The sequence below is a fragment of the Limnohabitans sp. genome (genome assembly GCF_046052765.1).
In the GTDB taxonomy this organism is placed as follows: domain Bacteria; phylum Pseudomonadota; class Gammaproteobacteria; order Burkholderiales; family Burkholderiaceae_C; genus Limnohabitans.
In genome coordinates this window covers 17560-43675 of sequence record NZ_JAVLFQ010000057.1, presented here as the reverse complement: position 1 = coordinate 43675, position 26116 = coordinate 17560, and the positions used below count along the sequence as shown (strand labels likewise).

Annotated in this window: 26 protein-coding genes; 18 read left to right on the top strand and 8 right to left on the bottom strand. The window is 52.8% G+C overall.

Features of this window, described 5'->3' with window-relative positions; genetic code table 11:
- The first annotated feature begins 82 nt into the window (after positions 1-82).
- The 8 genes from AC9UG7_RS08115 (at position 83) to AC9UG7_RS08080 (ending at position 5722) form a co-directional block, all read left to right on the top strand.
- Positions 83-385, top strand: a complete 303-nt coding sequence (locus tag AC9UG7_RS08115) for an urease subunit gamma (protein WP_509586398.1) — start codon at positions 83-85, stop codon at positions 383-385.
- Between the two features lie 26 nt (positions 386-411).
- Positions 412-573 (top strand): hypothetical protein, encoded by a 162-nt coding sequence (locus AC9UG7_RS08110; RefSeq protein WP_509586396.1) that lies wholly within the window; start codon positions 412-414, stop codon positions 571-573.
- 5 nt (positions 574-578) lie between these two features.
- Positions 579-896 (top strand): urease subunit beta, encoded by a 318-nt coding sequence (locus AC9UG7_RS08105; protein WP_509586404.1) that lies wholly within the window; start codon positions 579-581, stop codon positions 894-896.
- Entirely contained in the window at positions 896-2641 is a 1746-nt protein-coding gene (gene ureC / locus AC9UG7_RS08100; protein WP_509586394.1) for an urease subunit alpha, read from the top strand. Before AC9UG7_RS08105 ends, ureC begins: the two co-directional genes overlap by 1 nt.
- An 89-nt stretch (positions 2642-2730) precedes the next feature.
- On the top strand, positions 2731-3300 hold the full coding sequence (ureE, locus tag AC9UG7_RS08095; RefSeq protein WP_509586402.1) for an urease accessory protein UreE: 570 nt from the start codon (positions 2731-2733) through the stop codon (positions 3298-3300).
- A gap of 51 nt (positions 3301-3351) precedes the next feature.
- Positions 3352-4053, top strand: a complete 702-nt coding sequence (locus AC9UG7_RS08090) for an urease accessory protein UreF (RefSeq protein ID WP_509586392.1) — start codon at positions 3352-3354, stop codon at positions 4051-4053.
- Positions 4050-4712: an urease accessory protein UreG gene (gene ureG, locus AC9UG7_RS08085; protein WP_509586390.1), complete on the top strand. Its 663-nt coding sequence runs from the start codon at positions 4050-4052 to the stop codon at positions 4710-4712. The genes AC9UG7_RS08090 and ureG overlap by 4 nt, the downstream gene beginning before the upstream one ends.
- The gene (locus AC9UG7_RS08080) at positions 4709-5722 is read left to right on the top strand and encodes an alpha/beta fold hydrolase (protein WP_509586389.1); all 1014 of its coding nucleotides are present in this window, start codon (positions 4709-4711) and stop codon (positions 5720-5722) included. Before ureG ends, AC9UG7_RS08080 begins: the two co-directional genes overlap by 4 nt.
- 1 nt (position 5723) lies before the next feature.
- Here the strand turns inward: AC9UG7_RS08080 and AC9UG7_RS08075 are convergent, their stop codons facing one another.
- Both AC9UG7_RS08075 and AC9UG7_RS08070 read right to left on the bottom strand, forming a co-directional pair.
- Positions 5724-6398, bottom strand: a complete 675-nt coding sequence (locus AC9UG7_RS08075) for an SDR family oxidoreductase (RefSeq protein WP_509586387.1) — start codon at positions 6396-6398, stop codon at positions 5724-5726.
- 3 nt (positions 6399-6401) lie between these two features.
- Positions 6402-6746 (bottom strand): DUF6172 family protein, encoded by a 345-nt coding sequence (locus tag AC9UG7_RS08070; RefSeq protein WP_509586385.1) that lies wholly within the window; start codon positions 6744-6746, stop codon positions 6402-6404.
- A gap of 91 nt (positions 6747-6837) precedes the next feature.
- Between AC9UG7_RS08070 and crcB the strand changes: the two genes are divergently transcribed.
- The 4 genes from crcB to AC9UG7_RS08050 all read left to right on the top strand — a co-directional run bounded on the left by crcB (position 6838) and on the right by AC9UG7_RS08050 (position 10796).
- Positions 6838-7215 carry a fluoride efflux transporter CrcB gene (gene crcB, locus AC9UG7_RS08065; protein WP_509586383.1) on the top strand — a complete coding sequence of 126 codons (378 nt, stop codon included), beginning with the start codon at positions 6838-6840 and terminating at the stop codon, positions 7213-7215.
- Between the two features lie 37 nt (positions 7216-7252).
- Positions 7253-8341 carry a helix-turn-helix domain-containing protein gene (locus AC9UG7_RS08060; protein ID WP_509586381.1) on the top strand — a complete coding sequence of 363 codons (1089 nt, stop codon included), beginning with the start codon at positions 7253-7255 and terminating at the stop codon, positions 8339-8341.
- A gap of 61 nt (positions 8342-8402) precedes the next feature.
- Positions 8403-9008, top strand: a complete 606-nt coding sequence (locus AC9UG7_RS08055) for a TRAP transporter small permease subunit (RefSeq protein ID WP_509586380.1) — start codon at positions 8403-8405, stop codon at positions 9006-9008.
- Positions 9009-9023: 15 nt separating this feature from the next.
- Positions 9024-10796 (top strand): TRAP transporter large permease, encoded by a 1773-nt coding sequence (locus tag AC9UG7_RS08050; protein WP_509586378.1) that lies wholly within the window; start codon positions 9024-9026, stop codon positions 10794-10796.
- Between the two features lie 149 nt (positions 10797-10945).
- Here AC9UG7_RS08050 and AC9UG7_RS08045 read toward each other — a convergent pair whose 3' ends face one another.
- The 4 genes from AC9UG7_RS08045 to AC9UG7_RS08030 all read right to left on the bottom strand — a co-directional run bounded on the left by AC9UG7_RS08045 (position 10946) and on the right by AC9UG7_RS08030 (position 15151).
- Positions 10946-12025, bottom strand: coding sequence for a TRAP transporter substrate-binding protein (locus tag AC9UG7_RS08045; protein WP_509586376.1), 1080 nt, complete (start codon positions 12023-12025; stop codon positions 10946-10948).
- Positions 12026-12065: 40 nt separating this feature from the next.
- Entirely contained in the window at positions 12066-13964 is a 1899-nt protein-coding gene (gene dxs / locus AC9UG7_RS08040) for a 1-deoxy-D-xylulose-5-phosphate synthase (RefSeq protein ID WP_509586374.1), read from the bottom strand.
- Positions 13965-14136: 172 nt separating this feature from the next.
- Positions 14137-14442 (bottom strand): high-potential iron-sulfur protein, encoded by a 306-nt coding sequence (locus tag AC9UG7_RS08035; RefSeq protein ID WP_509586372.1) that lies wholly within the window; start codon positions 14440-14442, stop codon positions 14137-14139.
- A gap of 142 nt (positions 14443-14584) precedes the next feature.
- Positions 14585-15151 (bottom strand): TspO/MBR family protein, encoded by a 567-nt coding sequence (locus tag AC9UG7_RS08030; protein ID WP_509586370.1) that lies wholly within the window; start codon positions 15149-15151, stop codon positions 14585-14587.
- Positions 15152-15262: 111 nt separating this feature from the next.
- Between AC9UG7_RS08030 and AC9UG7_RS08025 the strand changes: the two genes are divergently transcribed.
- The 6 genes from AC9UG7_RS08025 to AC9UG7_RS08000 all read left to right on the top strand — a co-directional run bounded on the left by AC9UG7_RS08025 (position 15263) and on the right by AC9UG7_RS08000 (position 23888).
- A complete protein-coding gene (locus tag AC9UG7_RS08025; protein ID WP_509586368.1) occupies positions 15263-19057 on the top strand; it encodes a magnesium chelatase subunit H in 3795 nt (1264 codons plus the stop codon).
- A 64-nt stretch (positions 19058-19121) separates the two neighbouring features.
- Positions 19122-20147, top strand: coding sequence for a magnesium chelatase ATPase subunit I (gene bchI / locus AC9UG7_RS08020; RefSeq protein ID WP_509586366.1), 1026 nt, complete (start codon positions 19122-19124; stop codon positions 20145-20147).
- The gene (locus AC9UG7_RS08015; protein WP_509586364.1) at positions 20144-22036 is read left to right on the top strand and encodes a magnesium chelatase subunit D; all 1893 of its coding nucleotides are present in this window, start codon (positions 20144-20146) and stop codon (positions 22034-22036) included. Before bchI ends, AC9UG7_RS08015 begins: the two co-directional genes overlap by 4 nt.
- Positions 21976-22914 (top strand): alpha/beta fold hydrolase BchO, encoded by a 939-nt coding sequence (bchO, locus tag AC9UG7_RS08010; protein ID WP_509586362.1) that lies wholly within the window; start codon positions 21976-21978, stop codon positions 22912-22914. The genes AC9UG7_RS08015 and bchO overlap by 61 nt, the downstream gene beginning before the upstream one ends.
- A gap of 72 nt (positions 22915-22986) precedes the next feature.
- On the top strand, positions 22987-23334 hold the full coding sequence (locus AC9UG7_RS08005) for a hypothetical protein (RefSeq protein WP_509586360.1): 348 nt from the start codon (positions 22987-22989) through the stop codon (positions 23332-23334).
- On the top strand, positions 23331-23888 hold the full coding sequence (locus tag AC9UG7_RS08000; RefSeq protein WP_509586358.1) for a hypothetical protein: 558 nt from the start codon (positions 23331-23333) through the stop codon (positions 23886-23888). The genes AC9UG7_RS08005 and AC9UG7_RS08000 overlap by 4 nt, the downstream gene beginning before the upstream one ends.
- 67 nt (positions 23889-23955) lie before the next feature.
- Here AC9UG7_RS08000 and AC9UG7_RS07995 read toward each other — a convergent pair whose 3' ends face one another.
- Both AC9UG7_RS07995 and chlG read right to left on the bottom strand, forming a co-directional pair.
- A complete protein-coding gene (locus AC9UG7_RS07995) occupies positions 23956-25155 on the bottom strand; it encodes a geranylgeranyl diphosphate reductase (protein WP_509586356.1) in 1200 nt (399 codons plus the stop codon).
- Between the two features lie 40 nt (positions 25156-25195).
- Positions 25196-26083 carry a chlorophyll synthase ChlG gene (gene chlG, locus AC9UG7_RS07990; protein WP_509586354.1) on the bottom strand — a complete coding sequence of 296 codons (888 nt, stop codon included), beginning with the start codon at positions 26081-26083 and terminating at the stop codon, positions 25196-25198.
- Positions 26084-26116 lie beyond the last annotated feature (33 nt).

The window sequence follows — 26116 nt, the reverse complement described above, 5'->3', positions numbered from 1 at the left end:
AAGCACACATTTTTCAATTTGTGGCTTGGTGCAGAATTTGCGTCAATAATTGGCCACTTCACTTGACTAGCCAAAATCTGCCATGGAACTCACGCCCCGCGAAAAAGACAAGCTACTGATCTTCACCGCTGCACTGCTGGCCGAGCGCCGCAAAGCCAGAGGCTTGAAACTCAATTACCCTGAAGCCGTCGCGTTCATCAGCGCCGCCGTCATGGAAGGCGCGCGCGATGGAAAGACGGTTGCCCAATTGATGAGCGAAGGACGTCACATCTTGAGTCGCGCCGATGTGATGGACGGCATCGCTGAAATGATTCCAGACATACAAGTTGAAGCCACTTTTCCTGACGGCACCAAACTGGTCACCGTGCATCAACCTATTGTTTAAACGCCCCAACAGCAAAGGACCACACCATGTTGAAACAACTTCCATTTATCTGCTTGATGGTCTGCACACAAGCCATGGCGCACCCAGGTCACGGTGAAGTCTCACCGCACTCGCACGCTTCTGATTTATTCGGCTTACTCATACTTGCAGTGGTGTTGGTCGGTATTTGGTGGGAAACACGCAAATGAGCCGCATGATTCCAGGCGAAATGTTCATTGATGCCGGACAGCATGCGTTGAACACCGGCAGAAGAACCTGTACCTTGCTGGTGAAAAACACAGGAGACCGCCCGATACAGGTCGGCTCGCATTACCACTTTGCCGAAACCAACCACGGCTTGCAATTCGACCGACAGACAGCCACAGGTATGCGCTTGAATATTGCTTCAGGTACGGCTGTGCGGTTTGAGCCCGGTCAAGAACGCACAGTGGAACTTGTCGACTATGCCGGAGAACGACACATCTATGGTTTTCGCGGCGAAGTGCAAGGTGCATTGAAAGGGGCCAAGTGATGGCACAAATAGAAAAACGCGCTTATGCAGAAATGTATGGTCCCACCGTCGGCGACCGTGTACGTCTGGCAGACACAGATTTGGTCATTCAAGTAGAAGACGATTACACCTTGCGCGCAGGTGGCTATGGCGAGGAAGTGAAATTCGGCGGCGGCAAAACCATACGCGACGGCATGGCGCAATCACAACGCACCCGTAATGGCCCATTGGGTACCGGCGCTCAATCTGGTGGTGCCATGGATGCGGTACTGACCAACGCGCTCATCATTGACCACTGGGGCATTGTCAAAGCCGATATCGGTATCAAAAATTCACGCATTGCAGCCATTGGCAAAGCGGGTAATCCGGACACCCAACCCGGTGTGGACATCATCATTGGACCCAGCACTGAAATCATTTCCTGCGAAGGCATGATCGTCACTGCTGGTGCGATTGACACACACATCCACTTCATCGCACCCCAACAAATCGAAGAAGCCTTGGCCAGTGGCGTGACCACCATGCTTGGTGGCGGCACTGGGCCTGCAACTGGCACCTTTGCCACCACTTGCACACCCGGTCCTTGGAACTTAGAGCGTATGTTGCAAGCGGCAGATGCATTCCCGATGAACCTGGGTTTTTTGGGCAAGGGCAATGCTTCTTTGCCGAACGCCTTGCACGAGCAAATCCATGCGGGCGCGATTGGCTTGAAATTGCATGAAGACTGGGGCACCACGCCTGCTGCCATTGACAACTGTTTGAATGTGGCTGAAGACACCGACACGCAAGTCGCGATTCACACTGACACCTTGAACGAATCCGGTTTTGTCGAAGACACCATCGCGGCATTCAAAGGCCGAACCATCCATACCTTTCATACCGAAGGCGCGGGCGGTGGCCACGCGCCGGATATTTTGAAAGTCGTGGGCGAAGCCAATGTGCTGCCCTCCTCCACCAACCCGACGCGTCCCTACACCATCAATACATTGGATGAGCATGTAGACATGTTGATGGTGTGTCACCATCTTGATCCATCTATTGCAGAAGATTTGGCATTTGCTGAAAGTCGCATCCGTCGCGAAACCATTGCCGCTGAAGACATACTGCACGACCTTGGCGCGATCAGTATGTTCAGTTCCGACAGTCAGGCCATGGGCCGTGTCGGCGAAGTGATTATGCGTTGCTGGCAGACCGCGCACAAAATGAAACAACAGCGCGGACCACTGCCAAGCGACAGCGACAGACACGACAACGCACGGGTCAAACGCTATGTGGCCAAACTTGCCATCAACCCGGCCATCGCACACGGTATCAGCCACGAGGTGGGCAGTATTGAGGTTGGCAAATGGGCCGATCTGGTGTTGTGGAAACCTGCGTTTTTCGGCGTCAAACCTTTCATCATCATGAAAGGCGGTTTCATCGCTATGGCCGCCATGGGTGACCCCAATGCCTCTATACCTACTCCGCAACCCGTACATTACCGACCGATGTTCGGTGCCTTCGGCGGCGCTTTGCACCGAGGCTCGCTCAGCTTTGTGTCGCAAGCAGGATTTGCCGCCGGTATCGGTGAACGATTCGGTTTACACAAAACCTTGAGCGCAGTCAAAAACATTCGAGGGGTGGGCAAGCGTCATATGCTGCACAATGACTATGCACCGCGTATGGAAGTCGATGCGCAAACTTATGCAGTGCGTGCCGATGGTTTGCTGTTGACCTGCGAGCCTGCCAGTGTGCTGCCGATGGCGCAGCGCTACTTCCTGTTCTGAGGTAGGCAGTTATTCAAATGACGCACAAGGCCCATGTGGCTAATTTGTCGGGCATTCGGCATCAACAACAAGCAGGTGATTCTTTATCCATGATTCATTACTCCAAACTCATACGCCAAGGCCGCGGTCTGGCCAATGCCTTACTCCGACGCGCAACCACCGTGATGTTGGATTGGGATGTGCGACAGAAAAGCCGATTTGAAACCACCGACGCCAGCGGTCGCAGTGTTGGTATTTTTTTGCAACGCGGGCAAGTAGTGCGCGGTGGTGATGTGCTGGTGGGTGAAGATGGCTCATTGCTGAAAGTGCTGGCCGCACCGCAACCGGTGCTACGTATTACCCATTGCCCGGACCATGGCAGTGTGTTTGATTTGACCCGCGCCGCCTACCATTTGGGTAACCGTCATGTACCCATTGAACTTCAAGCAGATCATTTGAAAATTGAACCCGACCATGTACTGGCTGACATGTTGCGCGACATGCACATGACTGTGGTTGCGGTGAACGAATCCTTCGAACCAGAAAACGGTGCTTACGGCGAGCACGCATCGCACACTGGCCACGCGCACCATGAACACAGCCACGACCACATCCACAACCACAATCACGACCAAGGGCATGTGCACGGACCCGATTGCGGCCATGACCACTCGCACTGATCAATCAAAACTGAACTTTCCATTGCATTGCATCACGCAAACACCTTCACCATGTCAATAACGCCAGCGGCTATGAACCCCGCCCACCGCTTGCTTTGGTTGATGCAACTGGCCTCACCCGCCTTACCTGTGGGTGGCTTCTCCTACTCGGAAGCTTTGGAGGCGGCGGTTGAACACGACTTGATCACCGATGAAAGCTCTGCCCAACAATGGCTGATAGATCAACTGCATCTGGTGCAGGCGCGCAGCGAATTGCCAGTCGTTGCACAAGCCATGCATGCCTGGCAAACACACGACCAAGCCGCATTGCAACAACTCAGCGACTGGGTGATGCAAACACGCGAAACTTTTGAAATGCGTTTGCAAACCGAACAAATGGGACGTTCTTTGTTGGTCTGGTTACGCAATCACCAAGCGGCAGATGAAGCAGATATGCAATGCTGTGAATGCTTGCCGCCGACCTGGCCCATCGTGTTTGCGCTGGCCTTAAACACGCAACGCATTGAACCGCGCGAAGGCTTGCTGGCTTTCGCTTTCGGTTGGGCGGAAAACATGGTGCAAGCCGCCATCAAATCGGTGCCCTTGGGCCAACTCAGCGGACAGCGCATACTCGCTGCATTAAGTGTGGACATACCCATTGCAATCGACCATGCCTTGTCTGTACCCGACAATCAACAACAATCCTATACACCGCGCCTGGCCATTTTGTCGGCGCGCCACGAAACCCAGTACTCCCGACTTTTCAGATCATGAGCACACCTCTTCACCACATTCCCCATCGCCATAAAAAACTCCCTCCTCTGCGCGTCGGCATTGGTGGGCCTGTCGGTTCGGGCAAAACCACTTTGCTTGAAATGTTGTGCAAAGCCATGCGTGACAAATACGATTTGATCGCCATCACCAATGACATCTACACCAAGGAAGACCAGCGACTGCTGACCATCAGCGGTGCACTGCCTGCCGAGCGCATCATGGGTGTAGAGACTGGCGGTTGCCCGCACACCGCCATTCGTGAAGACGCGTCTATTAACTTGGAAGCGATTGACCGCATGCTGGAAAAATTTCCTGACGCTGATGTGGTGTTTGTGGAAAGCGGTGGCGACAACCTGGCCGCAACGTTCAGTCCTGAATTAAGTGATTTGACGATTTATGTGATCGATGTCGCCGCCGGCGAAAAAATTCCTCGCAAAGGCGGGCCTGGCATCACCAAAAGCGATTTGTTCATCATCAACAAAACCGATCTGGCGCCTCACGTCGGCGCCAACTTGGACGTGATGAAAGCCGATACCGAACGCATGCGCACTGGGCCTCAAGGTCTCAGACCATTCGTTATGACCAATTTGAAAACACTCAGCGGTTTGGATACGGTTGTTAAATTCATTGAACACAAGGGCATGCTGGCTACCGCATGACAAAACACATAAAGCATTTATTTGGCCTGCTGTTGCTGGCTGTGGGCCTTAACACGCTGGCTGATGCGCCGGTTTATGGACCGCAATTGCAGGGGTTTGAATACCCCGCACCTGTGGTGGAGTTTGCATTTACCGGCCAAGGCCAAGCCTTGCAAATGGCGTATTTGGACTACAAGCCAACCAAGCCTAACGGCCACGCGGTAGTACTCATGCATGGAAAAAATTTTTGCGCTGCCACTTGGCATGACACCGCAGTGGCATTGCAACAAGCAGGTTTACGGGTGATCGTGCCGGATCAAATCGGTTTTTGTAAATCAAGCAAGCCCGCCAACTATGCTTACAGTTTTGTGGAACTCGCACGGCAAACGCACGCCTTGATGGTTTCATTGAAAATCAAAAAAGCGACGGTCATCGGACATTCCATGGGAGGCATGTTAGCCACCCGTTATGCGTTGATGTACCCCGCAGAGGTCACGCAACTGGTCATGGTCAATCCGCTGGGTTTGGAGGACTGGAAAGCCATGGGCGTACCACCTCTGACCGACGACCAATGGTATCAACGCGAATTGGCATTCACCGACGAGCGCTTACGCAATTACCAACTCAGCACCTACTATGCCAACGAGTGGAAACCGGCATACGAGCCATGGATTCAAATGATTGCCGGCATGTACCGCGGCCCTGGCAAAGAAACGGTGGCGTGGCATGCGGCACTGACTTTTGGCATGATTTTCAATCAACCTGTGGTTCATGAGTTCGGGCAAATCAAGGTACCTACGCTGCTGCTCATCGGTGAAAAAGACACCACAGCGATTGGCCGGGACTTGGTCGATGAACCGCTTAAATCGCAATTAGGCAATTACCGAGCAATGGCACTGCGTGCCGTGAAAACCATACCCGGTGCGCGCGTGGTGTTGTTCCCCGATCTGGGACATGCGCCGCAAATTCAAAACCCTGATCGTTTTAAAACTGCACTTTTGCACAGCTTGGTGGCACTGGAGACAGATTGACTCAGCGCACAGCCCAACCACCGCTGACTGGGAACACCTGACCAACAAAGCAATCGGCATTGTGCGAACATAAATAAGCGGCAAACTCGGCGTCTTCCTTGGCTTTGACCAATCGGCCCAAGGGCACTTCGCGTTTCATTCGCTCGATGAATCTGGGGTTGGCCTGCACTTCAGGCGGGAAGTAAGTCGGGTTGTCGACAAAGTTTTGTGCAATCGCGTTGACCTGAATATTCAACGGCGCCAACTCAACCCCAATCGCTTGCACATAAGCCAGTTGCGCGCCGCGTGCAGCGCTGTAACTCGAAGCCCGCTTCATGCCGCGCAAAGCACTGGCACTGCCCATCACCACGATTTTTCCGTCTCCGCGCGCCTGCATCTGTGGCAATACGGCTTTGACCAACCTTGGCAAAGGATGGACCATGGTGTTGAACACCGATTGCCATTCATCCTCAGACACTTCGCCAGCGAGCGTTGAAGGTGCGGGCATGGCCAAATTCACCAGCAACACATCTATGTGTCCATGCTGTTGAACCATGCGTACCGCTGCGTCTGGCTGAATGAGATCTTGAGTGTCTGCCAGTACCTCAGCACCGTGTGAGGACAAGGTGTCGCACAAGGCCGGTCCCATGAAGACGTCGGCTTGGGTCACCAGAATTCGCAATCCTTGCAACATCATGATTTACTCCGGCAGATCGTCTTCTTCATCCTCGGTTGGCAATGCTTCTGACGCAACCGCGATGGGCTTAGGTTGACGTTTACCGTGGGTGGTGATGATTTCTACATACACATGGACGGCCTGCTCTTTGGCTGCCGCGTCAATCGAAGCAATGACTTCAGACAAATGTATTTTCTCGGCGGCTTCGGCGCTCAGACCGAATTTGCAGTCAAAGTCCCAAAAATCCACGCCTAGCGGCAAAGGGCGGCGGCGCTCACGCTTCAAGTACTTGCGCACATCATGTTTCACTGCGTCCAATACTCTGTCTGGATGGCGTCCTTCAACTTGCAACGGATAAGTTTTTCTCATGCCTTTGATTATGCGGCCTGGGCCAAGTCATCGCGCACGGCATCGTTAACATCGGTTGATAATCTGCAAACCATTGGACTCGAGGCTTGCCATGTCAGCTGTTATTGCAATATGTATCGGGGCTTGCGTTGGCGCATTGGCACGCTGGCAACTCAGTGTGCATTTCAACCAGAGTGGGATGCTCCCCTGGGGCACTTTGTATGCCAATTTAATCGGTGGCTACCTGATCGGTCTGTGCGTCGCTACCTTTCAACACCTTCCCGAACTTGACCCCGTATGGAGATTGCTGTTGGTCACTGGTTTCCTGGGCGCATTGACCACTTTCTCTTCGTTCAGCAGTGAGGTGGTACAAATGCTTATCAACTCGCGTTACGGCATGGCCTTGCTGACCTCGGCCATGCATTTGTTCGGCTCATTGCTATTGACACTGGCGGGAATCAAAACCATTGAGTGGCTCTGGGCGCGGTAAGCGGGTTGTCAGCACCATGCCCCACATTTCGGTCTGCATGACTACCTCCACCGTTACTGTCAACCGATTGAGCCAGCTTGAGCAGGCTCGAGCGGCCATCCTCCATGAGGGAGCGAACAGCTCTCCTTTGGTGCCTGACTGGATCACTCAAAGCTGGCAGCGCTGTTTATCGTCAGGCATGAAGCCACACCACCAAGTGGCTTTTGATCCGCTGACACAGGCACATATACGCCGCACCTTGGATCAAAACCGTGAATTGGTGACTGCCGCACATCCCGAACTGGAAAGACTTGGACGCGCGATTGCAGGCACTTCGTTTTTTGCCATGATCACAGACGCCAACGGCATTGTGATTGATGTGGGAAGTTTTATAGACAGACACGACCGCCGTATCGATGCCATTGCACGCGTAGGCGTTGAACTCAGCGAGCAGGCCGTCGGCACCACTGCCATCAGCGCGGCGTTGTCTGAAAAACAACCAGTTTGGCTGCATAGGGGTGAACATTTTTTCAAAGATACGTCTGTCTACAGTTGCGCCGGGGCTCCGCTTTGGAACGGACAGGGAAAATGCATAGGTATGCTGGATTTGACTGGCGTGATGAGTCAGGAGCGCCCAGAGTTGAAACATCTGGCGGCTTTGTCTTCGCGCAGTATCAGCAACGCTTTTTTGTTGAGACAAGCTCACCACTTGTTGTTACGTATGAACTGGCCTGGACGTCTTGGGGGTGAGGACAACGACGGTTTGATGTTGTTGAATGATGAAGGAGAAGTACTCGGCGCCAATATGCAAGCGCGCGACATGCTCAGTATGGCGCCGGACGCTCATTTTCACGCCAACGATTTGTTTGCCATTCCCATGGGGCTGCTGTTTGACGCAGCCTCTGATACCCACGCCATGGAGGTTCCGTTATGGTCGGGACTGAATCTGCAAATTCGCAGCCAATTGCAGCATGCTTGTAACAACATACAACAACCTGCTGCAACAGGTGCGCTACAACAAATTCAATCTGCCATGATCAGCAAGGCCATATCCCAAGCCAAAGGCAATGTGGCGCAGGCGGCCAAAACTTTGGGCATCAGTCGCGCCACGCTTTACCGCAAACTCTCGCGCAAATCCAGCCAGTAACCTGAAAATTCAGTTCCGTGTAAGCATAGAATGTGCGCTTGCTTAAATGTCGGAGCCTGAAATGCAGGGATTGCTCAAATTCTCAAACGGTATAGATCGTTTCAACACATGGATAAATCGCTATGTCATCTGGTTGATACTGGGTGCCACACTCATCAGCGCCATCAACGCGTTGGTGAGAAAAATATTCAACAACAGTTCAAATGCTTTTTTGGAAGTGCAGTGGTATTTATTTGCGGCTTCTTTTTTGCTAGCCTCTTGCTACACGCTATTGCAAAACGAGCATGTCAAGATTGATGTTATTTACTCTCGATTCACCCGCGAGACTCAAACCAAAATCGACATCTTCGGCTTTGCTTTTTTCATGCTGCCTATGTGTACCGCCGTCATCTGGTTTGGATTGCCTTTTTTCTGGAAAGGTCTGATGACAGGAGAGATGTCTTCCAACGCGGGCGGTCTGATTCGATGGCCGGTTTACGCCATGTTGCCATTGGGATTTGGACTGCTCTGGTTGCAAGGCGCTTCTGAATTGATCAAGCGCATCGCTTTTTTAAAAGGCCTGATCACAGACCCTACGCTCAAAGAAGGTGAGAGATCCGCAGAAGAAGAATTGGCCGAGGAAATTCGCAAACTTGCCGAAGCCAAAGCCCAACCATCCAAAGCCTGAGCGGGAATACACACCATGGAATTATTCATTCACAACCTGGCCCCTATCATGTTTCTGGGCCTGATTTTTTTCTTGTTGCTGGGTTTTCCAGTAGCTTTCAGTCTGGGTGCCTGCGGCCTGTTTTTTGGATTCATAGGTATTGAACTAGGCGTACTTCCAGAAGCGCTATTGCAAGCACTGCCTTTGCGCATCTTTGGCATCATGCAAAACGACACATTGCTGGCCATCCCGTTCTTCACGCTCATGGGCTTGATACTGGAACGCTCTGGCATGGCCGAAGACTTGCTCGACACCATCGGTCAATTGTTCGGTCCGGTGCGTGGCGGTCTGGCGTTTGCAGTGATTTTTGTGGGCGCTTTGCTGGCAGCCACCACGGGTGTGGTTGCCGCCTCAGTGATATCCATGGGCCTGATTTCGTTGCCCATCATGTTGCGTTACGGCTACGACCGTCGCATTGCCTCAGGCGTGATCGCAGCATCAGGCACATTGGCGCAAATCATCCCTCCTTCTTTGGTGCTGATCATCTTGGCCGACCAACTGGGGCGCAGCGTCGGCGAAATGTACAAAGGCGCATTTATTCCTGGTTTTGCGCTGACTGGCATGTATGTTCTATTTATTGTTGGAGTTGCCATATTCCGGCCGCAATGGGTGCCTGCGCTGCCTTTGTCGGCTCGCACCATCCGTGAAGATAACGGCAAATCCGGTTTACTGTCACTGCTGCTGCTGACTGTCTTATGCACGGTATCGGCTGTTTATCTGGCACACAGCTACCCTGCCATCGTTGATTATTTCAAGGGCAGCAGTGGTTCGAACCCACCCACAGACGAAACCATTGTGGTGTCGTTGTGCTCTGGTGTGTTGCTGGCATTTGTACTTGCGGTCATCAATAAAACTGCACGTATCGGTTTGCTGTCCAACATGGCTGAACGCGTCACCTTTGTGCTGATACCACCCTTGTTACTGATCTTCCTGGTGCTGGGAACTATCTTTCTTGGTATCGCCACACCCACTGAAGGCGGTGCCATGGGTGCTTTGGGCGCCATCATCATGGCCTTGATACGCGGAAGACTGAGTTATTCCTTGCTCAAACAGGCGCTGACCTCCACCACCAAATTAGCCAGCTTTGTGGTGTTCATTCTGATTGGCTCCACCTGCTTCAGCTTGGTGTTTCAAGGGGTTGATGGTCCAAAATGGGTAGAACATTTGCTCGGCGATTTACCCGGCGGACAGTTAGGATTTTTGATAGTCACCAATCTGCTGATTTTTGTGCTGGCTTTTTTCCTGGACTTCTTTGAACTGGCTTTCATCGTAGTGCCATTGCTAGGGCCAGTGGCAGAAAAACTGGGTATCGATTTGATTTGGTTTGGCGTGCTGTTGGGCGTGAATATGCAAACCTCATTCATGCATCCACCTTTCGGTTTTGCGCTTTTTTATCTGCGCAGCGTGGCTCCCATCAAAGCCTATTTTGACAAGCCTTCGCAAAAAGAAATTGCACCTGTCACCACCATGCAAATTTACTGGGGTGCCGTTCCATTTGTGATCATTCAAATCATCATGGTTGGTCTGATCATTGCATTCCCTTCTATTGTTTCTAGCGGGCTGGACAAGGAAGAAGGTCTGAACGCAGAGCAAGTGCAAACTGAGATGATGAATGCCACTCAGGATGCCGACAACGCCGCCGACCCAACTGCCACACCCCAACCGGGTGCTGAAACCGAAACCAAGCCCGAAGACGATCCCATGAAAATGATGCAAGAGTCTATGAACAAAGAAGGCGAGAAAAAATAATGTGTCCGATCAAGCTTTCATAGCTTGATCGGCTACTGCCCGCTTTAGTTTTCTCTTGCCCCATGAAAAACACCCCAAAAACTCGGATGGAGATCCGGCTTTTGGGGTGCACAGTCACTTTTAAAACGACTGAATTTTTCGCCAAAAAATCAGAGTTTCACACTCTGCATATACCGGTCGAATGAAGCCTCAGAGAAACGGAACCACAGGTTTTGTTGTTTGCGAAACGCTGAGTAATCGGTGTAAACCTTTTTCCAGTTCGGGTTCTTGGCACTGATTTCCTCGTACAAAGCCATGGATTCTTTGAAGGCAATATCCATCATGTCTTTAGGAAAGGGCAGCACTTTGGTTTTCCCTGCCACGAGTTGCATCAATGCAACCGGGTTACGGGCATCGTACTTGGCCTGGCAATCGACGTGGGCAAAGGCAGATGCACATTCGATGATGGATTTATTCACATCTGACAAGCTGTTGTAGGCCTTGTCGTTAATGTAGATGTCCAATTCTGGACCACCTTCCCACCAGCCAGGGTAGTAGTAAAACGGTGCGACTTTATTGAATCCCAGTTTTTGGTCATCGTATGGGCCGATCCATTCAGCTGCATCAATGGTGCCTTTTTCCAAGGCTTGGTAAATTTCGCCACCAGGGATGTTTTGCGGGACACCGCCCATTCGCTCAATCACTTTGCCAGCAAAACCGCCCACACGGAATTTCAGACCTTTCATGTCCGCAACCGACTTGATTTCCTTGCGGAACCAACCGCCCATTTGCACACCGGTGTTACCGGCAGGGAAATTGATGATGTTGTATTGCTTGTAGAACTCGCGCATCAATTTCATACCGTTGCCTTGGAACATCCAAGCAGTCGTCTGACGACTGTTCAGACCAAAAGGAACGGCGCAACCCAAAGCAAAGGTTTCGTCTTTACCGAAAAAATAGTAAGGCGCGGTATGTCCAACTTCAACCGTACCGTTTTGCACTCCATCGACCACACCAAACGGAGGCATAAGCTCACCCGCAGCGTGGGTGGAAATAACGAATTTACCGCCGCTGAGTTCGCTGACTTTTTTGGCAAAGGTTTCAGCTGCACCGTAAATAGTATCCAACGATTTAGGGAAACTGGAAGCCAGTCGCCAACGAATGGCTTCTTGGGCATGTACTGCGGGTGCAATGCCGGCACCCAGTATGCCTGCAATACCTGCATTTTTAAGAGCGGAACGACGATCCATACGAACTCCAATCAAAGGTGGTTTTATTCAAAAAATTCTATCAGCCAACGAGCTTTAGATTGCTAACTGCCGCAGTATCTTCCGCAATGAGTAAATGGTTAAATCTTTGGCGAACAGACGCCTCAATACCAACGTGATCAAGTCCAAGCATGGACATGATTTTGACAGGGTCACCATGGTCAGTGAATACATCTGGCACACCAAGGCGTAGCACAGGCAGATGAACGCCTGCATCATGCAATGCTTCAAGAACGGCAGAGCCAGCGCCACCCATGAGAGCACCTTCTTCTAGGGTGACCAGCGCCTCATGGCTGGCAGCCACTTGCAACAGCAACTCGGTATCTAAAGGCTTGGCCCAGCGCATATTGACCACCGTCGCGTTCAATGCAGCGGCGGACTGCAAAGCGGGATACAGCAAAGTACCAAAAGCCAGCAATGCAACACCTTTTCCTTGTCGGCGAATTTCACCTTTGCCAAAAGGCAGCATGGCCAAGCCAGAGGACATAGGGATACCCGCACCAGCACCGCGCGGATAGCGCACAGCGACAGTGTGATCCTGCGCATGTGCGGTGCTGAGTAACATTCGGCATTCGTTTTCATCCGCAGGGCAAGCAATGCTGACCTGTGGGATACAACGCAAAAAAGGAATGTCATACACGCCCGCATGGGTAGGGCCATCGGCACCCACAATACCCGCGCGGTCTAGGGCCAGCACCATAGGCAACTTTTGCAAAGCCACGTCATGTATCAACTGATCGTAGGCACGCTGTAAAAACGTGGAGTAAATAGCGACTACCGGCTTTAAACCCTCACATGCCAGACCAGCGGCGAATGTCAATGCATGCTGCTCAGCAATGCCCACATCGTGATATCGGTCTGGAAAGCGATGGTGAAATTCGACCATGCCCGACCCTTCACGCATCGCCGGCGTGATAGCAACGAGTTTGGGGTCCTGCGCCGCCATGTCGCACAGCCAGTTGCCAAACACTTGGCTAAAGGTTTGTTTAGGCACTGTGGCAGGTGGCAGCAAACCCACCTTGGGATCGAATTTGCCAGGCCCATGGTAGGCAATCGGATCGGCTTCAGCGAGTTTGTAGCCCTGGCCTTTGCGGGTCACAACATGAAGAAACTGCGGCCCGGACATACCTTTGATATTTTGTAACGTAGGAATCAAGGCTTCAAGGTCATGCCCGTCAATCGGTCCGATGTAATTGAAGCCGAATTTTTCAAACAAAGTGGCTGGCAGAATCAACCCCTTGGTCTGGTGCTCAAGGCGGCGTGCCAATTCGAACAACGGCGGCGCATTTTTCAGAACCTGGCGCCCTACTTCCTTGGCTGCCGTATAAAAACGTCCACTCATCAATTGCGCCAGATAACGGTTCAATGCGCCGACGGGCGGGCTGATGGACATGTCGTTGTCGTTCAAAATAACCAACATATTGCAATCCGAGATGCCTGCGTTGTTCATGGCCTCAAAGGCCATACCAGCCGTCATGGCGCCGTCGCCGATGATGGCCACGCTGTGTCTGTGCTCACCCTTTTGTTTGGCCGCCATGGCCATGCCCAATGCGGCAGAAATGCTGGTAGAAGAATGCGCAGTACCAAAATTGTCGAATATGCTTTCATCGCGTTTAGGAAAACCGGCGATGCCGCCTAGCTGACGCAAACTGCCCATGCGATCGCGTCTGCCAGTCAATATTTTGTGGGGATAGGTTTGGTGCCCCACATCCCATACCAAACGGTCGTGCGGCGTATTGAAAACGTAATGCAGTGCCACGGTAAGTTCAACAGTGCCCAGGTTAGAACTGAAATGCCCTCCGGTCTTACCCACTGTCTCGATCAAAAAGCTTCTCAATTCATTGGCCAGAACGGGCAATTGAGAGGTTGACAGCAACCGCACATCCGCTGGCGATTGGATACTGTCTAACAATGGGGTCATGTGGCCGTCTCCTGCAATCTGTCACGCCCGTTTTTAGGCGCTACCGCTGAGCTTAAATGTGTCAACTAGAGTTGACAATAAGGGGTTTACCCTTGGTAGCTTAGCAGCAATAAAAAACCCCTGTGGTTAAGCACCGCAGGGGTTTGTCTGTCAAGAAATCAGAGATTTCTAATCAGCCTTTTTTGGCGTAAGCACTGCACCAGCCTGCTGCAGCGACTTGTTTACCAGCAAACAGTGGGCACGCACCTGCTTTGTCACCGGCCTTGCCTTGGAACAAGGCACAGTTGCCACAATTTTGTTCCGGCTTGTGTGTCGCGAATTTTTTGCCATCCACTTTAGAGGAATCAGCTTTGTAACCCAGGGCCGCAGCCTGGCCATCTTTTTCATCTACCATGGCTTGAGCAAACACTTGGCTACCTGCCAACAGGGCAGCACTGCCCACACTGAGTTGAATTACGAATTCGCGACGACTTGTCATAAGGATCTCCGAAGATTAAAAAAAATGCCCCGTTTGGGGTAAACACCCCGGTATTCTTGCCTACACCGGGACATTGCTACACAACGTTATAGAGATACCCTAGGTTGACGCTCAAGTAAAGACCTGTGCCGCCTCCACTGTTTCAGCCTCCAAATGGTCCGTTCAGCACAATGGTCGAGTAATTCAGTACCCCAGCCGTCGTGACCCAGGCCAGATAAGGCAGCAACAGCCAAGCCGACAAACGCCGGTAAGGGTAGACAAAGACCATCAAAGCCACAATACTTTGCCAAATGAATAAGAGTTCAATCATCGACCAATCAGGTCGGTGCCATTGAAAGTAAATCAGGCTCCAAAAAATATTGAAAAAGGCGTTCAAGGCCCATAAAAAAAGCCATTGCATTCTTTGCCTGCGTGCGGGGCAGGCATGCCACCCCATCCAGGCACTGAGTGCCCCGAGCGTAAAGATCACTGACCAAATCAGGCCGAAAGCTGGGTCTGGTGGCTTCCAAGCAGGTTGTTTAAGTGAGAAATACCAGTCGTCCAAGTTTGTCAATGCAGAGCCCAGACCAGCCACGCTGAAACTGATCACGAATGACACCAGCAGGCTGCGCCAATGACTTTGGACACCCGCTATTGCATGTGTTTCAGACATGATTTGTGGTGACGAACCGACTGATCCTGATTGACTGGTGAGATTTTCAGTATTCAAGGGTTTTCCCTAGTTATAAATTTGGCTATACACCTTGTAATGTCAATCTGAATTGACACATTAACACCATCAAGGTATTTCCCTTACCAACAGAGAAAAAGCAACTCAGGCATGACGAAAATTTCATCTGTCAGCAACGCTCTCAAAGTGGTCATTCTGACCATGGACACGCACCTCAACAGCGCGGCTGGCAAAGCACGCGTTGCATTGATGCGCCTGATTCCTGGCCTGAGTTTTTCTATCCATTCAGCTTCCGATTACTCTGCAGATCCGCACAAGTTAACACGTTGTCGGTCAGACATTGCCAACGCCGACATCATCATCGTCACCATGCTTTTTCTGGAAGACCATTTCCAGCCGATTTTGCCTGACCTCCAAGCCCGACGCGAGAACTGTAGCGCCATGGTCTGCATCATGTCTGCGGCTGAAGTGGTCAAACTCACCCGCATGGGCAAGCTGGACATGAACAAGCCAAGCACCGGACCGATGGCGTTTTTGAAGAAACTGCGCGGCAGTAAACCTCAGGCTGGACAGGACGCATCTGCCGGCGCCAAACAAATGAAGATGTTGCGCCGTCTGCCACAAATACTTCGCTTTGTACCTGGTACTGCGCAAGACTTACGCGCTTACTTTCTGACCTTGCAATACTGGCTGGGCGGCTCACAGGAAAACATACACAACCTGGTGCTTTACTTGGTTGATCGCTATGCCAAACACGCCATACCTAAGAGCAATGACCTACTGAAAGTAGCGGCACCTGCCGAATACCCGGAAGTCGGCGTATATCACCCGCGCATGCAACCTCGCTTGGATGCAGACCTCAACAACTTACCAGTGATGGTCAAGCATGGGGTCGCCAAAGGGCGGGTTGGCATATTGCTTTTACGCTCATACCTGATTGCCAATAACGCGCAACACTACGATGCGGTGCTTGCCGCATTGGAAGTTCAGGGCTTGCAAGTGGTTCCAGCTTTTGCCGCTGGCCTAGACTCTCGGCCTGCCATTCAAACTTACTTCATGAAAGACGGCAAATGCACAGTAGATGCGGTTATTTCGCTTACTGGGTTTTCACTGGTCGGCGGACCTGCTTACAACGATGCGCACGCCGCAGAAGAAATTTTGGGCCAACTCGATGTCCCTTACATAGCGGCGCACCCGGTTGAATTTCAAACCTTAGACCAGTGGGGCAGTTCCAGTCGGGGTCTGCTTCCCGTTGAGTCCACCATCATGGTGGCCATACCAGAGCTTGACGGCTCCGTGGTTCCCATGGTTTATGGGGGACGACCCGGTGCCGATGGCGTGACTTGCACCGGCTGTGAACAACGCTGCACCTTCACCAAAGAGCACCATCAGGAAGACATGTTCACGTGCACGGAACGCACCTCCATGCTCGCCATGCGGGTGGCCAAACTGGTGGCATTGCGCCGCAGTGAACGCGCCAAGCGTCGTGTGGCCATGGTGATTTTCAATTTCCCGCCAAACACAGGAAACACGGGAACCGCAGCCTATCTTGGTGTGTTTGAGTCTCTTTTTAACACCATGAAAGCCATGCAGGCCGAGGGTTACACCGTGGATATGCCCGAATCGCGTGAAGCGCTGGAGCAACAAATCTTGGAAGGCAACCGATTGCAATACGGCGCGGACGCCAATGTGCACACGCTGATTGCTGCGCAAGACCATGTGCGCCGTGAACGCTATCTTGCCGACATCGAAGCGCATTGGGGCCCAGCACCCGGCAAACAACTCTCCAACGGTGAGTCTATTTTTGTACTCGGTCATCAGTTTGGCAATTTATTGGTCACGGTACAGCCGTCCTTTGGCTATGAAGGCGACCCGATGCGCCTGTTGTTTGAAGGCGGATTTGCACCAACGCATGCTTTCTCGGCCTTTTACCGCTACCTGCGCGAAGACTTTGCGGCTCATGCAGTACTTCATTTCGGCACACACGGGTCGCTGGAATTCATGCCAGGTAAACAAACCGGCTTGGCGGGCAGTTGCTGGCCAGACCGATTGATCCAAGACTTGCCAAACTTTTATTTGTACGCCGCCAACAACCCCTCAGAAGGCGCTATTGCCAAGCGAAGAGGCGGCGCTACGCTCATCAGTTATTTGTCACCCACGGTGGAAGAAGCTGGTCTCTACAGCGGCTTGGTAGATCTGAAAGCATCCATAGACCGCTGGCGCAATTTAAGCCCGTCTGAATCGGTTGAAATGGCAAGCTTGGCTGAATTGATTCAGGCGCAAGCTGCCGCTATTGACCTCTTGCCCGCCGAACCTGTGTGGCATATCGCTGAAGACGGACACAGTTTGCCATCTGTTCAGCACACGATAGGGCAACTGTCCACCCAGATTTTGGAACTTGAATACGCCTTGATTCCGCATGGCTTGCATGTGGTGGGTAAACCTTACACAGACTCACAGTACACGGATATGTTGAGCGCCATGGCAGAGAGTCAGCAGTTGGGTGAGGTCGCGCCAGCCTCGATCCATGCGATTGTGCAAGGCCAGAGTGCTGCTCAGGCAGCCGAGCTCAGCGGCCAGCCAGCCAGCGATGAACTTACAAAGTTATTTGAAACCTTGGTCAAGACGTATGTGCTGATGGGTAAGAACAGTGAAATCGAAGGCCTGCTGGGCGCCCTCGACGGCAAATACATACACCCAGCCCCTGGCGGGGACTTGCTTCGCACGCCGGACGTGCTGCCCACTGGTCGCAACCTGCATGGCTTTGATCCGTTTCGCATACCGAGCGCATTCGCTGTTCAAGACGGCGCTAAACAAGCCGACAAACTGATCGCGCGTTTCATGGACGACGGTAACCCGCTTCCAGAATCCGTAGCCATTGTTTTATGGGGCAGTGACAACCTCAAATCCGAAGGTAGCCAGATCGGCCAGGCGCTGCGTTTGCTGGGTGCCAAACCTCGGTTTGACAGCTATGGCCGATTGGTCGGCGCACAGTTGATACCGCTGGCTGAACTTGGCCGTCCGCGCATTGATGTGGTGGTGACCTTGTCAGGTATCTTCCGCGACTTGTTACCGCTGCAAATCAAAATGCTGGCGCAGGCCGCGCTGATGGCCGCTCAAGCGGATGAACCTTCTGAGCAAAACTACATTCGCAAACATGCCTTGGCATACCAACAAGAACACAACTGCGACATGCCGACGGCGGCCTTGCGGGTGTTTGGCAACATGGACGGCAGTTATGGCGCAAACGTCAACCACTTGATTGACAACGGCTGTTGGGACAGCGAGGACGAACTGGCAAACACCTACACGTCCCGCAAAGGCTTTGCCTTTGGCGTCAGCGGACAACCTGTATCCAACCCTGGTTTACTGAAAAGCGCATTGGCAGATGTGCAACTGACCTACCAAAATCTAGAGTCAGTCGAACTTGGAATCACGACAGTAGATAACTATTTCGACACCCTGGGCGGCATCACGCGAGCGGTGCGCCAGGCCAAAGGTGGCTCGGAAAATACACCGGTTTACATCGGCGACCAGACCCGAGGCGATGGCACTGTTCGAAGTCTGTCTGAGCAAGTAGCGCTCGAAACCCGCACCCGCATGCTCAACCCTAAGTGGTACGAAGGCATGCTTGAGCACGGCTACGAAGGTGTCAGACAAATCGAGGTGCACATCACCAATACTGTGGGCTGGTCTGCCACGACCGGGCAAGTGCAACCTTGGGTATACAAACAACTTTCAGAAACCTTTGTGCTCAACCCCGAAATGCGCGATCGACTCGCCAAGCTGAACCCCACCGCTTCAGCCCGTTTGGCCAACCGCTTGATTGAAGCCTCTGAACGCGCTTACTGGACGCCTGATGCTGACATGCTCAAGCAATTGCAGCAAGCCAGCGACGAGTTGGAAGACCGTTTGGAAGGCGTGTACGAAGCGACGCAAGGTTAATCCCATGTATTCCCTGTTTACGCATGGTGACCGTGTCTCTGTGCGCCTTTCGTAAGATTACTCCATGGCTACTCCCTTCCCCTTTTCCGCCATCGTCGGTCAAGACGAAATGAAATTGGCAATACAAATTGTTGCTGTCGACCCCAAAGTCGGCGGTGTGCTCGCATTGGGTGACAGAGGCACTGGTAAATCCACCGCAGTGCGTGCGTTGGCAGATTTGCTTCCCCCCATCCAAGTGGTCAAAGGGTGTAGATACGGTTGCGACCCCAAAAGTGGGAGCAGCGGTTGCCCGGATTGCGCCAGCCTTAAATCGGGTCAAAAAATCACCACTGAAAGCAAACCGGTGCCGGTCATCGACTTGCCCTTAGGCGCTACTGAAGACCGCGTGGTCGGCGCCTTAGATTTGGAGAAAGCGCTCAGCCAAGGCGTCAAAGCTTTTTCACCCGGCCTGCTGGCTCAGGCCAACCGAGGATTTCTTTACATTGATGAAGTCAATTTGCTTGAAGACCATTTGGTCGATTTGCTGATTGACGTTGCCGCTTCGGGTGAAAACGTGGTCGAACGTGAAGGCCTGAGCATTCGGCATCCTGCGCGGTTTGTGTTGGTCGGCAGCGGCAACCCGGAGGAGGGCGAACTTCGTCCGCAATTGTTAGACCGCTTCGGCCTGTCGGTAGAAGTACGCACGCCTCAAGATTTGGATCAGCGGGTCATGGTCATTAAACGCCGCGATGCATTCGAACGAGACCCCGAGGCATTTCGCCAAACTTTCGCAGCTGACAACGACGCCTTGCGTCAACACATAGTGAAAGCGCGTAAAACACTTGAAAAGGTGCAAGCCGGTGACGACTTGTTGCGAACCTGTGCCCAACTCTGTCAAAAACTAGGCACCGATGGTTTGCGTGCCGAACTCACCTTGATGCGTGCCAGCCGTGCATACGCAGCCATTCAAGGGAAAAAAATCGTCACAACGGCGCATTTACGCGCCATCGCGCCATTGGCCTTGCGCCATCGCTTGCGCCGCAATCCTTTGGACGACACCGGTTCGGGCGCGCGGGTACAACGTGCGCTTGAGGAGGTATTGGGCGCGTGAACCTGGCCTGGGACGACGCTTTATGGGCTGCAGCCGCACTCAGCATCGATCCGGCTGGCCTGCGCGGAATTTGGGTGCGTGCGCCGCACGGGCCGGTTCGTGACAAGTGGTTGGCAGAACTGACACATTTGCATCCGTTGATCAGAAGACTGCCTGGCCATGCCGACACCGAACGCTTGCTCGGCGGGCTTGACTTGGGTGCCACATTGAATGCAGGGCGAGCCGTTTACCAGGCCGGATTGCTGCTGCAAACTACCCCCACTGTGTTGATGCTACCCATGGCCGAGCGACTGCCCAACGACACCGCCGCCATTTTGGGTCAGGTGCTGGACCAAGGGCAGGTAACTCTAGGCAGCAGCGGCATGACGCAAGACACTTTCATAGGCGTGGCTGCTTTGGACGAGGCCTTGGATGACGAACCGCCGATGACCGGCGGTTTGCAAGAGCGCTTGGGGGTATGGCTGGATTTGCGTTCCATGGGCCGCTCGGGTGGCGAATCTGAGGAAACCCGGATGGTATTGGACACCTTGCCCGCGCTCGATTTGGAGGCCTTGCGTGCGCATGCCAAGAACATGCCAGTCAGCGATTTGCAAGTCCAAGCCATCTGCCAAACCGCCATAGCTTTGGGTGTAGACAGTTTGCGCGCGCCCTTGGCAGCCATCAAATTGGCGAAAATCATGGCTGCTTTGCGCGGCTGTGATGTGCTCGAAGACGAGGACCTCGGTCGCGCCGCCCGTTTAGTGATCACGCCACGCGCCACCCGCCTGCCGCCGCCACCTGAGGATGCCCAGCAAGAGCAGCCTCCCCCTGCCCCCCCAGAGCAAACCAACCCGCCTGAAGATCCGCCGCCGCCCGATCAGCAGCAAGATTCAGAACCGCCTGCAAAAGAACTGGACGAGCCCGAAGTTGACCCACAGCATATGGCCGAGATGATGCTTGAAGCCGCGATGGCCTGCCTGCCTGCAGATGTGCTGGCACAACTGGCCCAGGGTTACAAACCCGCCCTCGCCAGTCGCGGACAGGGGCGCAGTGGAGACCGCAAGATGAGTTTTTTGCGCGGTACACCGATGCCGCCACGGGCAGGCAACCCGCGCCAAGGCGCGCGCTTGCATGTGTTGGCCACGCTGAACGCCGCAGTACCGAGACAAAAATTGCGTCGCCTGCCCGCCCATACCAACGTCAGACTGGCGATTCGCACCGAGGATTTTCATGTGCACCGCTTTGCCGAACACAGCCCCACCTGCCTCATCTTCGCTATTGACGCTTCCGGTTCTGCGGCACTGCACCGGTTGGCAGAAGCCAAGGGAGCGGTCGAGTTGTTGCTGGCACAGTCTTATGCCAGACGCGATCAAGTGTGCGTCATAGCCTTTCGCGGAACCACCGCCGAGGTGTTGTTACCGCCGTCCAAATCCTTGGTACGCGCCAAACGCAGCCTCTCTGGTCTGCCCGGCGGTGGCGGTACGCCATTGGCCAAAGCCATTGAACAAAGCCTGCAAGTGGCGTTAGCGGAACAACGGCTAGGGCATTCTCCCAGCTTGGTGATGTTGTCCGACGGACGCCCGAACATAAGTCTGCAAGGTCAAGGCGGGCGGGCTCAAGCGCTAGAGGATGCGCTCACTTTGGCACGTCTTTGGCGGGGTCATGGGCTTCCCGCCATCTGGCTCGATACCAGCGCCCGGCCCGACCCGCAGGCGCAGCAATTGGCCAAGGAAATGGGCGCCCGCTACGTGCCGCTGCCGCTGGCCAACGGCAACCGAATGGCACAAGCGGTGAATGCCGCCCAAACCGGTAAACCCCTAGCGTCCACGTCAGCCCAGTCCACACCCATGTGGCAAAAGCAAACCGCACCGTCAACCACACCCGTTTGGCGCAACCCCGCCTCAAGTTGATTGCAATGGACTGGGAATTACACCGCCATGACTGGCCGAACGCCACATTCAGCAAGTTTGTGGAAGCTGCAGGGATTCGCTGGCATGTGCAACAAGTGGGTACGCGAGGACCTCGTTTGCTGTTGCTTCACGGTACCGGTGCGTCTTCTCACACCTGGCGCGACCTTTTTTTGCCATTGGCAGAAAAGGCCCAAGTGTTGGCTATCGATTTGCCGGGACACGGCTTCAGCAGTTTGGCAAACAATGAGGGCATGTCTTTGCCTGGCATGGCCCACAGCATAGGCCACTTGTTAACGCATTTGAAATGGCCTGTAGATGCATTCATCGGCCATTCGGCTGGCGCAGCGATTGCCGCGCAAATGGTGCTGGACCAGCAATTGAAACCAGGGGTATTGATAGGCATCAACCCAGCTTGGCTGCCACTGCCGGGATGGGCTGGTTTACTTTTTCCGCCTGCGGCCAAGTTATTGGCGATGTCCCGTCTGGTGCCACATTGGTTTGCACGTCAGGCCAGCAGCGTCGGCATGCTCGACAAATTACTGCAAAGTACAGGCTCCCAATTGGATCAACGAGGCAAAGACTTGTACGCCCAATTGGTTGCCAGCCCATCGCATGCACAAGGCGCATTGAAGATGATGGCAGCGTGGGATTTGTCCCTTGGCGAACACAAACTGAAACAATTGCATTGTCCGGTGCGCATGCTTATTGGTGACAATGACATCACCGTCCCGCCCGAACAAGCCAACCAAGCTTTGACGTTATTGGATGACGCTCAATGCGTGCATTGGGCAGGATACGGGCACTTGGTCCATGAAGAAGCGCCGATACAAACTGTTGACTTTTGTCATTTACAAATTTTAAAAATGGTCTTAAATTGAAGAGCGTTGAATGATTCTTCAGTAAATAAGTCATTTAATCTGGTTTAAGATGACTTCATCAAGCGAGAAAAAATGAAAAATAACTACTACATCAATTTTTTAAATTTTGTCAAAGCACTAGAACCCTCTGTTGAAATTGAGCAACTTGATTTCACTAGCAAATTGATTCTGGATGAAATTGCCATGGGTGTCGCCAGTGAAAAACTGATGACCGTTTCTGAGGTCATGGGGCTGAAAAATTTGGGCTCACCAGCAACTTTGCACCGCAAACTCAATATTCTTTTACAGGCAGAATTGGTTCACCCCATTTTTATTGGTAACAACAGACGAACCAAATACATGGCGCTGACCAAAAAAGGTGAAATGTATTTCGCCCGACTGTCACAAGCCATGAAATCTGTGCAAATATTGAACGGATGAATGCTCATGTTTTTTGGAATAACAAAGCAGTCACTTATGTTGCTGTGACGTTGGTATTTGCCAGCATTTACACACTTAACAATCTATTGACCGCACCCTTGCTGCTGGCCCCTGGCGCACATTTGGTACACCTGCCCAGTGGTTTTAAATTTTTATTCGTGCTGGTATTTGGTTTCATCGGGGCATTGAGTATCTTCACTGTGTCTTTGCTTGCCGCGCTTGTTTTTTATTTCAAGGGCATGGTTCCATTGTCTATAGAGTTGGCGCTGGCCAATGCTTGTGCGCCTTTACTGGCGACGAAATTTTTCAGGGACCAGGGTTTGATCCGTCATGACCTGGCAGATCTCAACTGGAAAATTTTGCTCATCATGGGTTTGCTGTTTTCTGGGCTCAATACCGCCTTTAATCAGCTGGTGCTTTACTGGAACCAAATGACGATCAATATGATGGATGGCATGCTCATCATGTTTGTAGGAGACATCACTGGCGTATTACTGGTGATAGGCCTTATCCGCGCAATACTGGCTGTCTACAAATCCAATCGCAGTCTATAAATAAAAACTGACTGTCAAGGAAAACGCCTGATGAGACTGCCTCATCAGACGTTGATTGAACACCAACTCAAGTTTTGGCCATGCCCATCAAGTGCGCCATGTCTTTGAAGAAAATTTTGACATGCGCCATGGGTTTTTTACGTTCCAATTTTTTATTCATGTACGAATCAAAAGTCAGTTTTTGCACGTCCTTGTCCTCGCACATTTTGACAAAACTCTCACGCCTTTTGTCCGTGCTATACCAGAAGTACTGCATGATGCCCAACACCAGAAACACCGTACCGTGCTCGCGCATGAAACGCTTACGGGCCAATTTCAACGCCTTCGTGTTTCCTGTGGTGAGCATTTCATGGGCCGCTTGAGCTGCTAAGCGCCCGCCCAACATGGCGTAATAAATACCCTCACCTGAGGCTGGAGCAACCACACCGGCGGCATCTCCTGCCAGCACCACATCGCGGCCATTGTCCCAACGCGGCAAAGGTTTCATTGGCAGCGGAGCGCCCTCGCGTCGCAAGACAGTGGCGTTTTGCAGACCCGCCGCGTCGCGCAACCGTCCGACAGCACCACGCAATGAAAAGCCTTTGTCGGCACTGCCGGTGCCGACACTCATGGTGTCTCCGTGCGGGAATACCCAGCCGTAAAAATCGGGAGACAAACTGCCCCGGTAATACACGTCACACCGAGAAGGATCAGCGTCTGTTTGCACCATGTCAGCCGGGGTTTGTACGATTTCATGGTACGCAAACACATATTTGGTTTTTTCAGCGCCGGGTACTGCTTGCTTGGCTACTTCCGATTTCGCACCGTCTGCGCCAATGATGCAACGCCCGCGTGTGCTGGCCGCAAAGCTCAGTCCATCGTCAGTGCGTACAGTGAAATGCACGCGACTGACACCGTCATCATCCCGCGTGAGTTTGTCAAATACACCGCGTTGACGCACAGCACCGTGTGTTTCCGCACGTACACGCAACCATTCGTCAAATTGGTCGCGGTTGACCATGCCGACAAACCCACCTTCAATAGGAATATCTACTTTTTTGTCCTTAGGAGAAACCATGCGCGCAGCGCGAGCCTTTGCCACCAACAACGCATCTGGAATATCAAAGTCCTTGATCAATCGCGGCGGTATGGCGCCACCGCAGGGTTTGATACGGCCCTGACGGTCAAGCAATAACACCCTATGTCCTTGCAACACCAGATCGTCAGCCGCTGTTGCACCAGCTGGCCCACCGCCCACCACAACCACGTCATACGTGTCATTTTTCATTGGTCTTCTCCAGACTTTAGGGTTGAATCGAACAAAGTATTCATGCCAAGGGCCCACTTGCATGGCGCAGGGCGAATGCGCTGACCATCATGCCAGCCACTAACAAAGGCACGCCCAAAGCACTCAGTCCCAGGGCTTGTTTCACAGGGTCTTTCATGAACCGAGTCATTAACGGTATTTGTGCATAGATCATTAGCAGAACTGCCAAGGCATAAGACCAGTCGGACCAGTAAAGCAACAAAGCAACCACCACAAATTGCGGTAGCAGCATGACCCAACAGGCAGTGCCGCCAGCGCGTTTGATACCCAGTTGCACAGGCAGCGACCACACACCCATTTGTTTGTCACCATCAATGGATTTGAAATCGTTCAAGGTCATGATGCCGTGTGCCGCCAAGCTGTATAAAAGCGCCAGCGTGAGAATCTGCGCGTTTGGCAAAGCGCCGCCAGACACGACGGCCGCGCCGGTGATCCAAGCCAATCCCTCGTAGCTCAGACCACAGGCAGCGTTACCCAGCCAGCCGTCTTGCTTGAAGCGAAATGGCGGGGCGCTATAGCCCCAAGCCAGTAACAGTGCCAACAAGGTCGCTTTGAATCCCCAAGCACCCAATTGCCATGCCCAAAGCAATGAAAGTACCGTCCAAATGATGGCGATATACAAACCCCAATACCCTGGTATTCGGCCTGAAGGAATGGGACGTTGCGGTTCATTGATGGCATCTACATGCCTGTCATACCAATCGTTGACTGCCTGACTGGTGGCACACACCATAGGGCCAGCCAATACGATGCCACTGAATATCAGCCACACATGGTCTGCCAAAGGTTGACCGGAAGACACCACGCCACACGCAAACGCCCACATCGGAGGAAACCATGTGACGGGTTTGAGAAGCTGTAAGACAGCCGACGCTTGGGGCAATGACATACCCCCATTTTTAGTTTGACAGCGTTAATTGTC

Bases quoted from the DNA above. Each gene is read 5' to 3' on its own strand.
- AC9UG7_RS08115 (WP_509586398.1), top strand. From the start codon at position 83: ATGGAACTCACGCCCCGCGAAAAAGACAAGCTACTGATCTTCACCGCT.
- AC9UG7_RS08110 (WP_509586396.1), top strand. From the start codon at position 412: ATGTTGAAACAACTTCCATTTATCTGCTTGATGGTCTGCACACAAGCC.
- AC9UG7_RS08105 (WP_509586404.1), top strand. From the start codon at position 579: ATGATTCCAGGCGAAATGTTCATTGATGCCGGACAGCATGCGTTGAAC.
- ureC (WP_509586394.1), top strand. From the start codon at position 896: ATGGCACAAATAGAAAAACGCGCTTATGCAGAAATGTATGGTCCCACC.
- ureE (WP_509586402.1), top strand. From the start codon at position 2,731: ATGATTCATTACTCCAAACTCATACGCCAAGGCCGCGGTCTGGCCAAT.
- AC9UG7_RS08090 (WP_509586392.1), top strand. From the start codon at position 3,352: ATGTCAATAACGCCAGCGGCTATGAACCCCGCCCACCGCTTGCTTTGG.
- ureG (WP_509586390.1), top strand. From the start codon at position 4,050: ATGAGCACACCTCTTCACCACATTCCCCATCGCCATAAAAAACTCCCT.
- AC9UG7_RS08080 (WP_509586389.1), top strand. From the start codon at position 4,709: ATGACAAAACACATAAAGCATTTATTTGGCCTGCTGTTGCTGGCTGTG.
- AC9UG7_RS08075 (WP_509586387.1), bottom strand. From the start codon at position 6,398: ATGATGTTGCAAGGATTGCGAATTCTGGTGACCCAAGCCGACGTCTTC.
- AC9UG7_RS08070 (WP_509586385.1), bottom strand. From the start codon at position 6,746: ATGAGAAAAACTTATCCGTTGCAAGTTGAAGGACGCCATCCAGACAGA.
- crcB (WP_509586383.1), top strand. From the start codon at position 6,838: ATGTCAGCTGTTATTGCAATATGTATCGGGGCTTGCGTTGGCGCATTG.
- AC9UG7_RS08060 (WP_509586381.1), top strand. From the start codon at position 7,253: ATGACTACCTCCACCGTTACTGTCAACCGATTGAGCCAGCTTGAGCAG.
- AC9UG7_RS08055 (WP_509586380.1), top strand. From the start codon at position 8,403: ATGCAGGGATTGCTCAAATTCTCAAACGGTATAGATCGTTTCAACACA.
- AC9UG7_RS08050 (WP_509586378.1), top strand. From the start codon at position 9,024: ATGGAATTATTCATTCACAACCTGGCCCCTATCATGTTTCTGGGCCTG.
- AC9UG7_RS08045 (WP_509586376.1), bottom strand. From the start codon at position 12,025: ATGGATCGTCGTTCCGCTCTTAAAAATGCAGGTATTGCAGGCATACTG.
- dxs (WP_509586374.1), bottom strand. From the start codon at position 13,964: ATGACCCCATTGTTAGACAGTATCCAATCGCCAGCGGATGTGCGGTTG.
- AC9UG7_RS08035 (WP_509586372.1), bottom strand. From the start codon at position 14,442: ATGACAAGTCGTCGCGAATTCGTAATTCAACTCAGTGTGGGCAGTGCT.
- AC9UG7_RS08025 (WP_509586368.1), top strand. From the start codon at position 15,263: ATGACGAAAATTTCATCTGTCAGCAACGCTCTCAAAGTGGTCATTCTG.
- bchI (WP_509586366.1), top strand. From the start codon at position 19,122: ATGGCTACTCCCTTCCCCTTTTCCGCCATCGTCGGTCAAGACGAAATG.
- AC9UG7_RS08005 (WP_509586360.1), top strand. From the start codon at position 22,987: ATGAAAAATAACTACTACATCAATTTTTTAAATTTTGTCAAAGCACTA.
- AC9UG7_RS08000 (WP_509586358.1), top strand. From the start codon at position 23,331: ATGAATGCTCATGTTTTTTGGAATAACAAAGCAGTCACTTATGTTGCT.
- AC9UG7_RS07995 (WP_509586356.1), bottom strand. From the start codon at position 25,155: ATGAAAAATGACACGTATGACGTGGTTGTGGTGGGCGGTGGGCCAGCT.
- chlG (WP_509586354.1), bottom strand. From the start codon at position 26,083: ATGTCATTGCCCCAAGCGTCGGCTGTCTTACAGCTTCTCAAACCCGTC.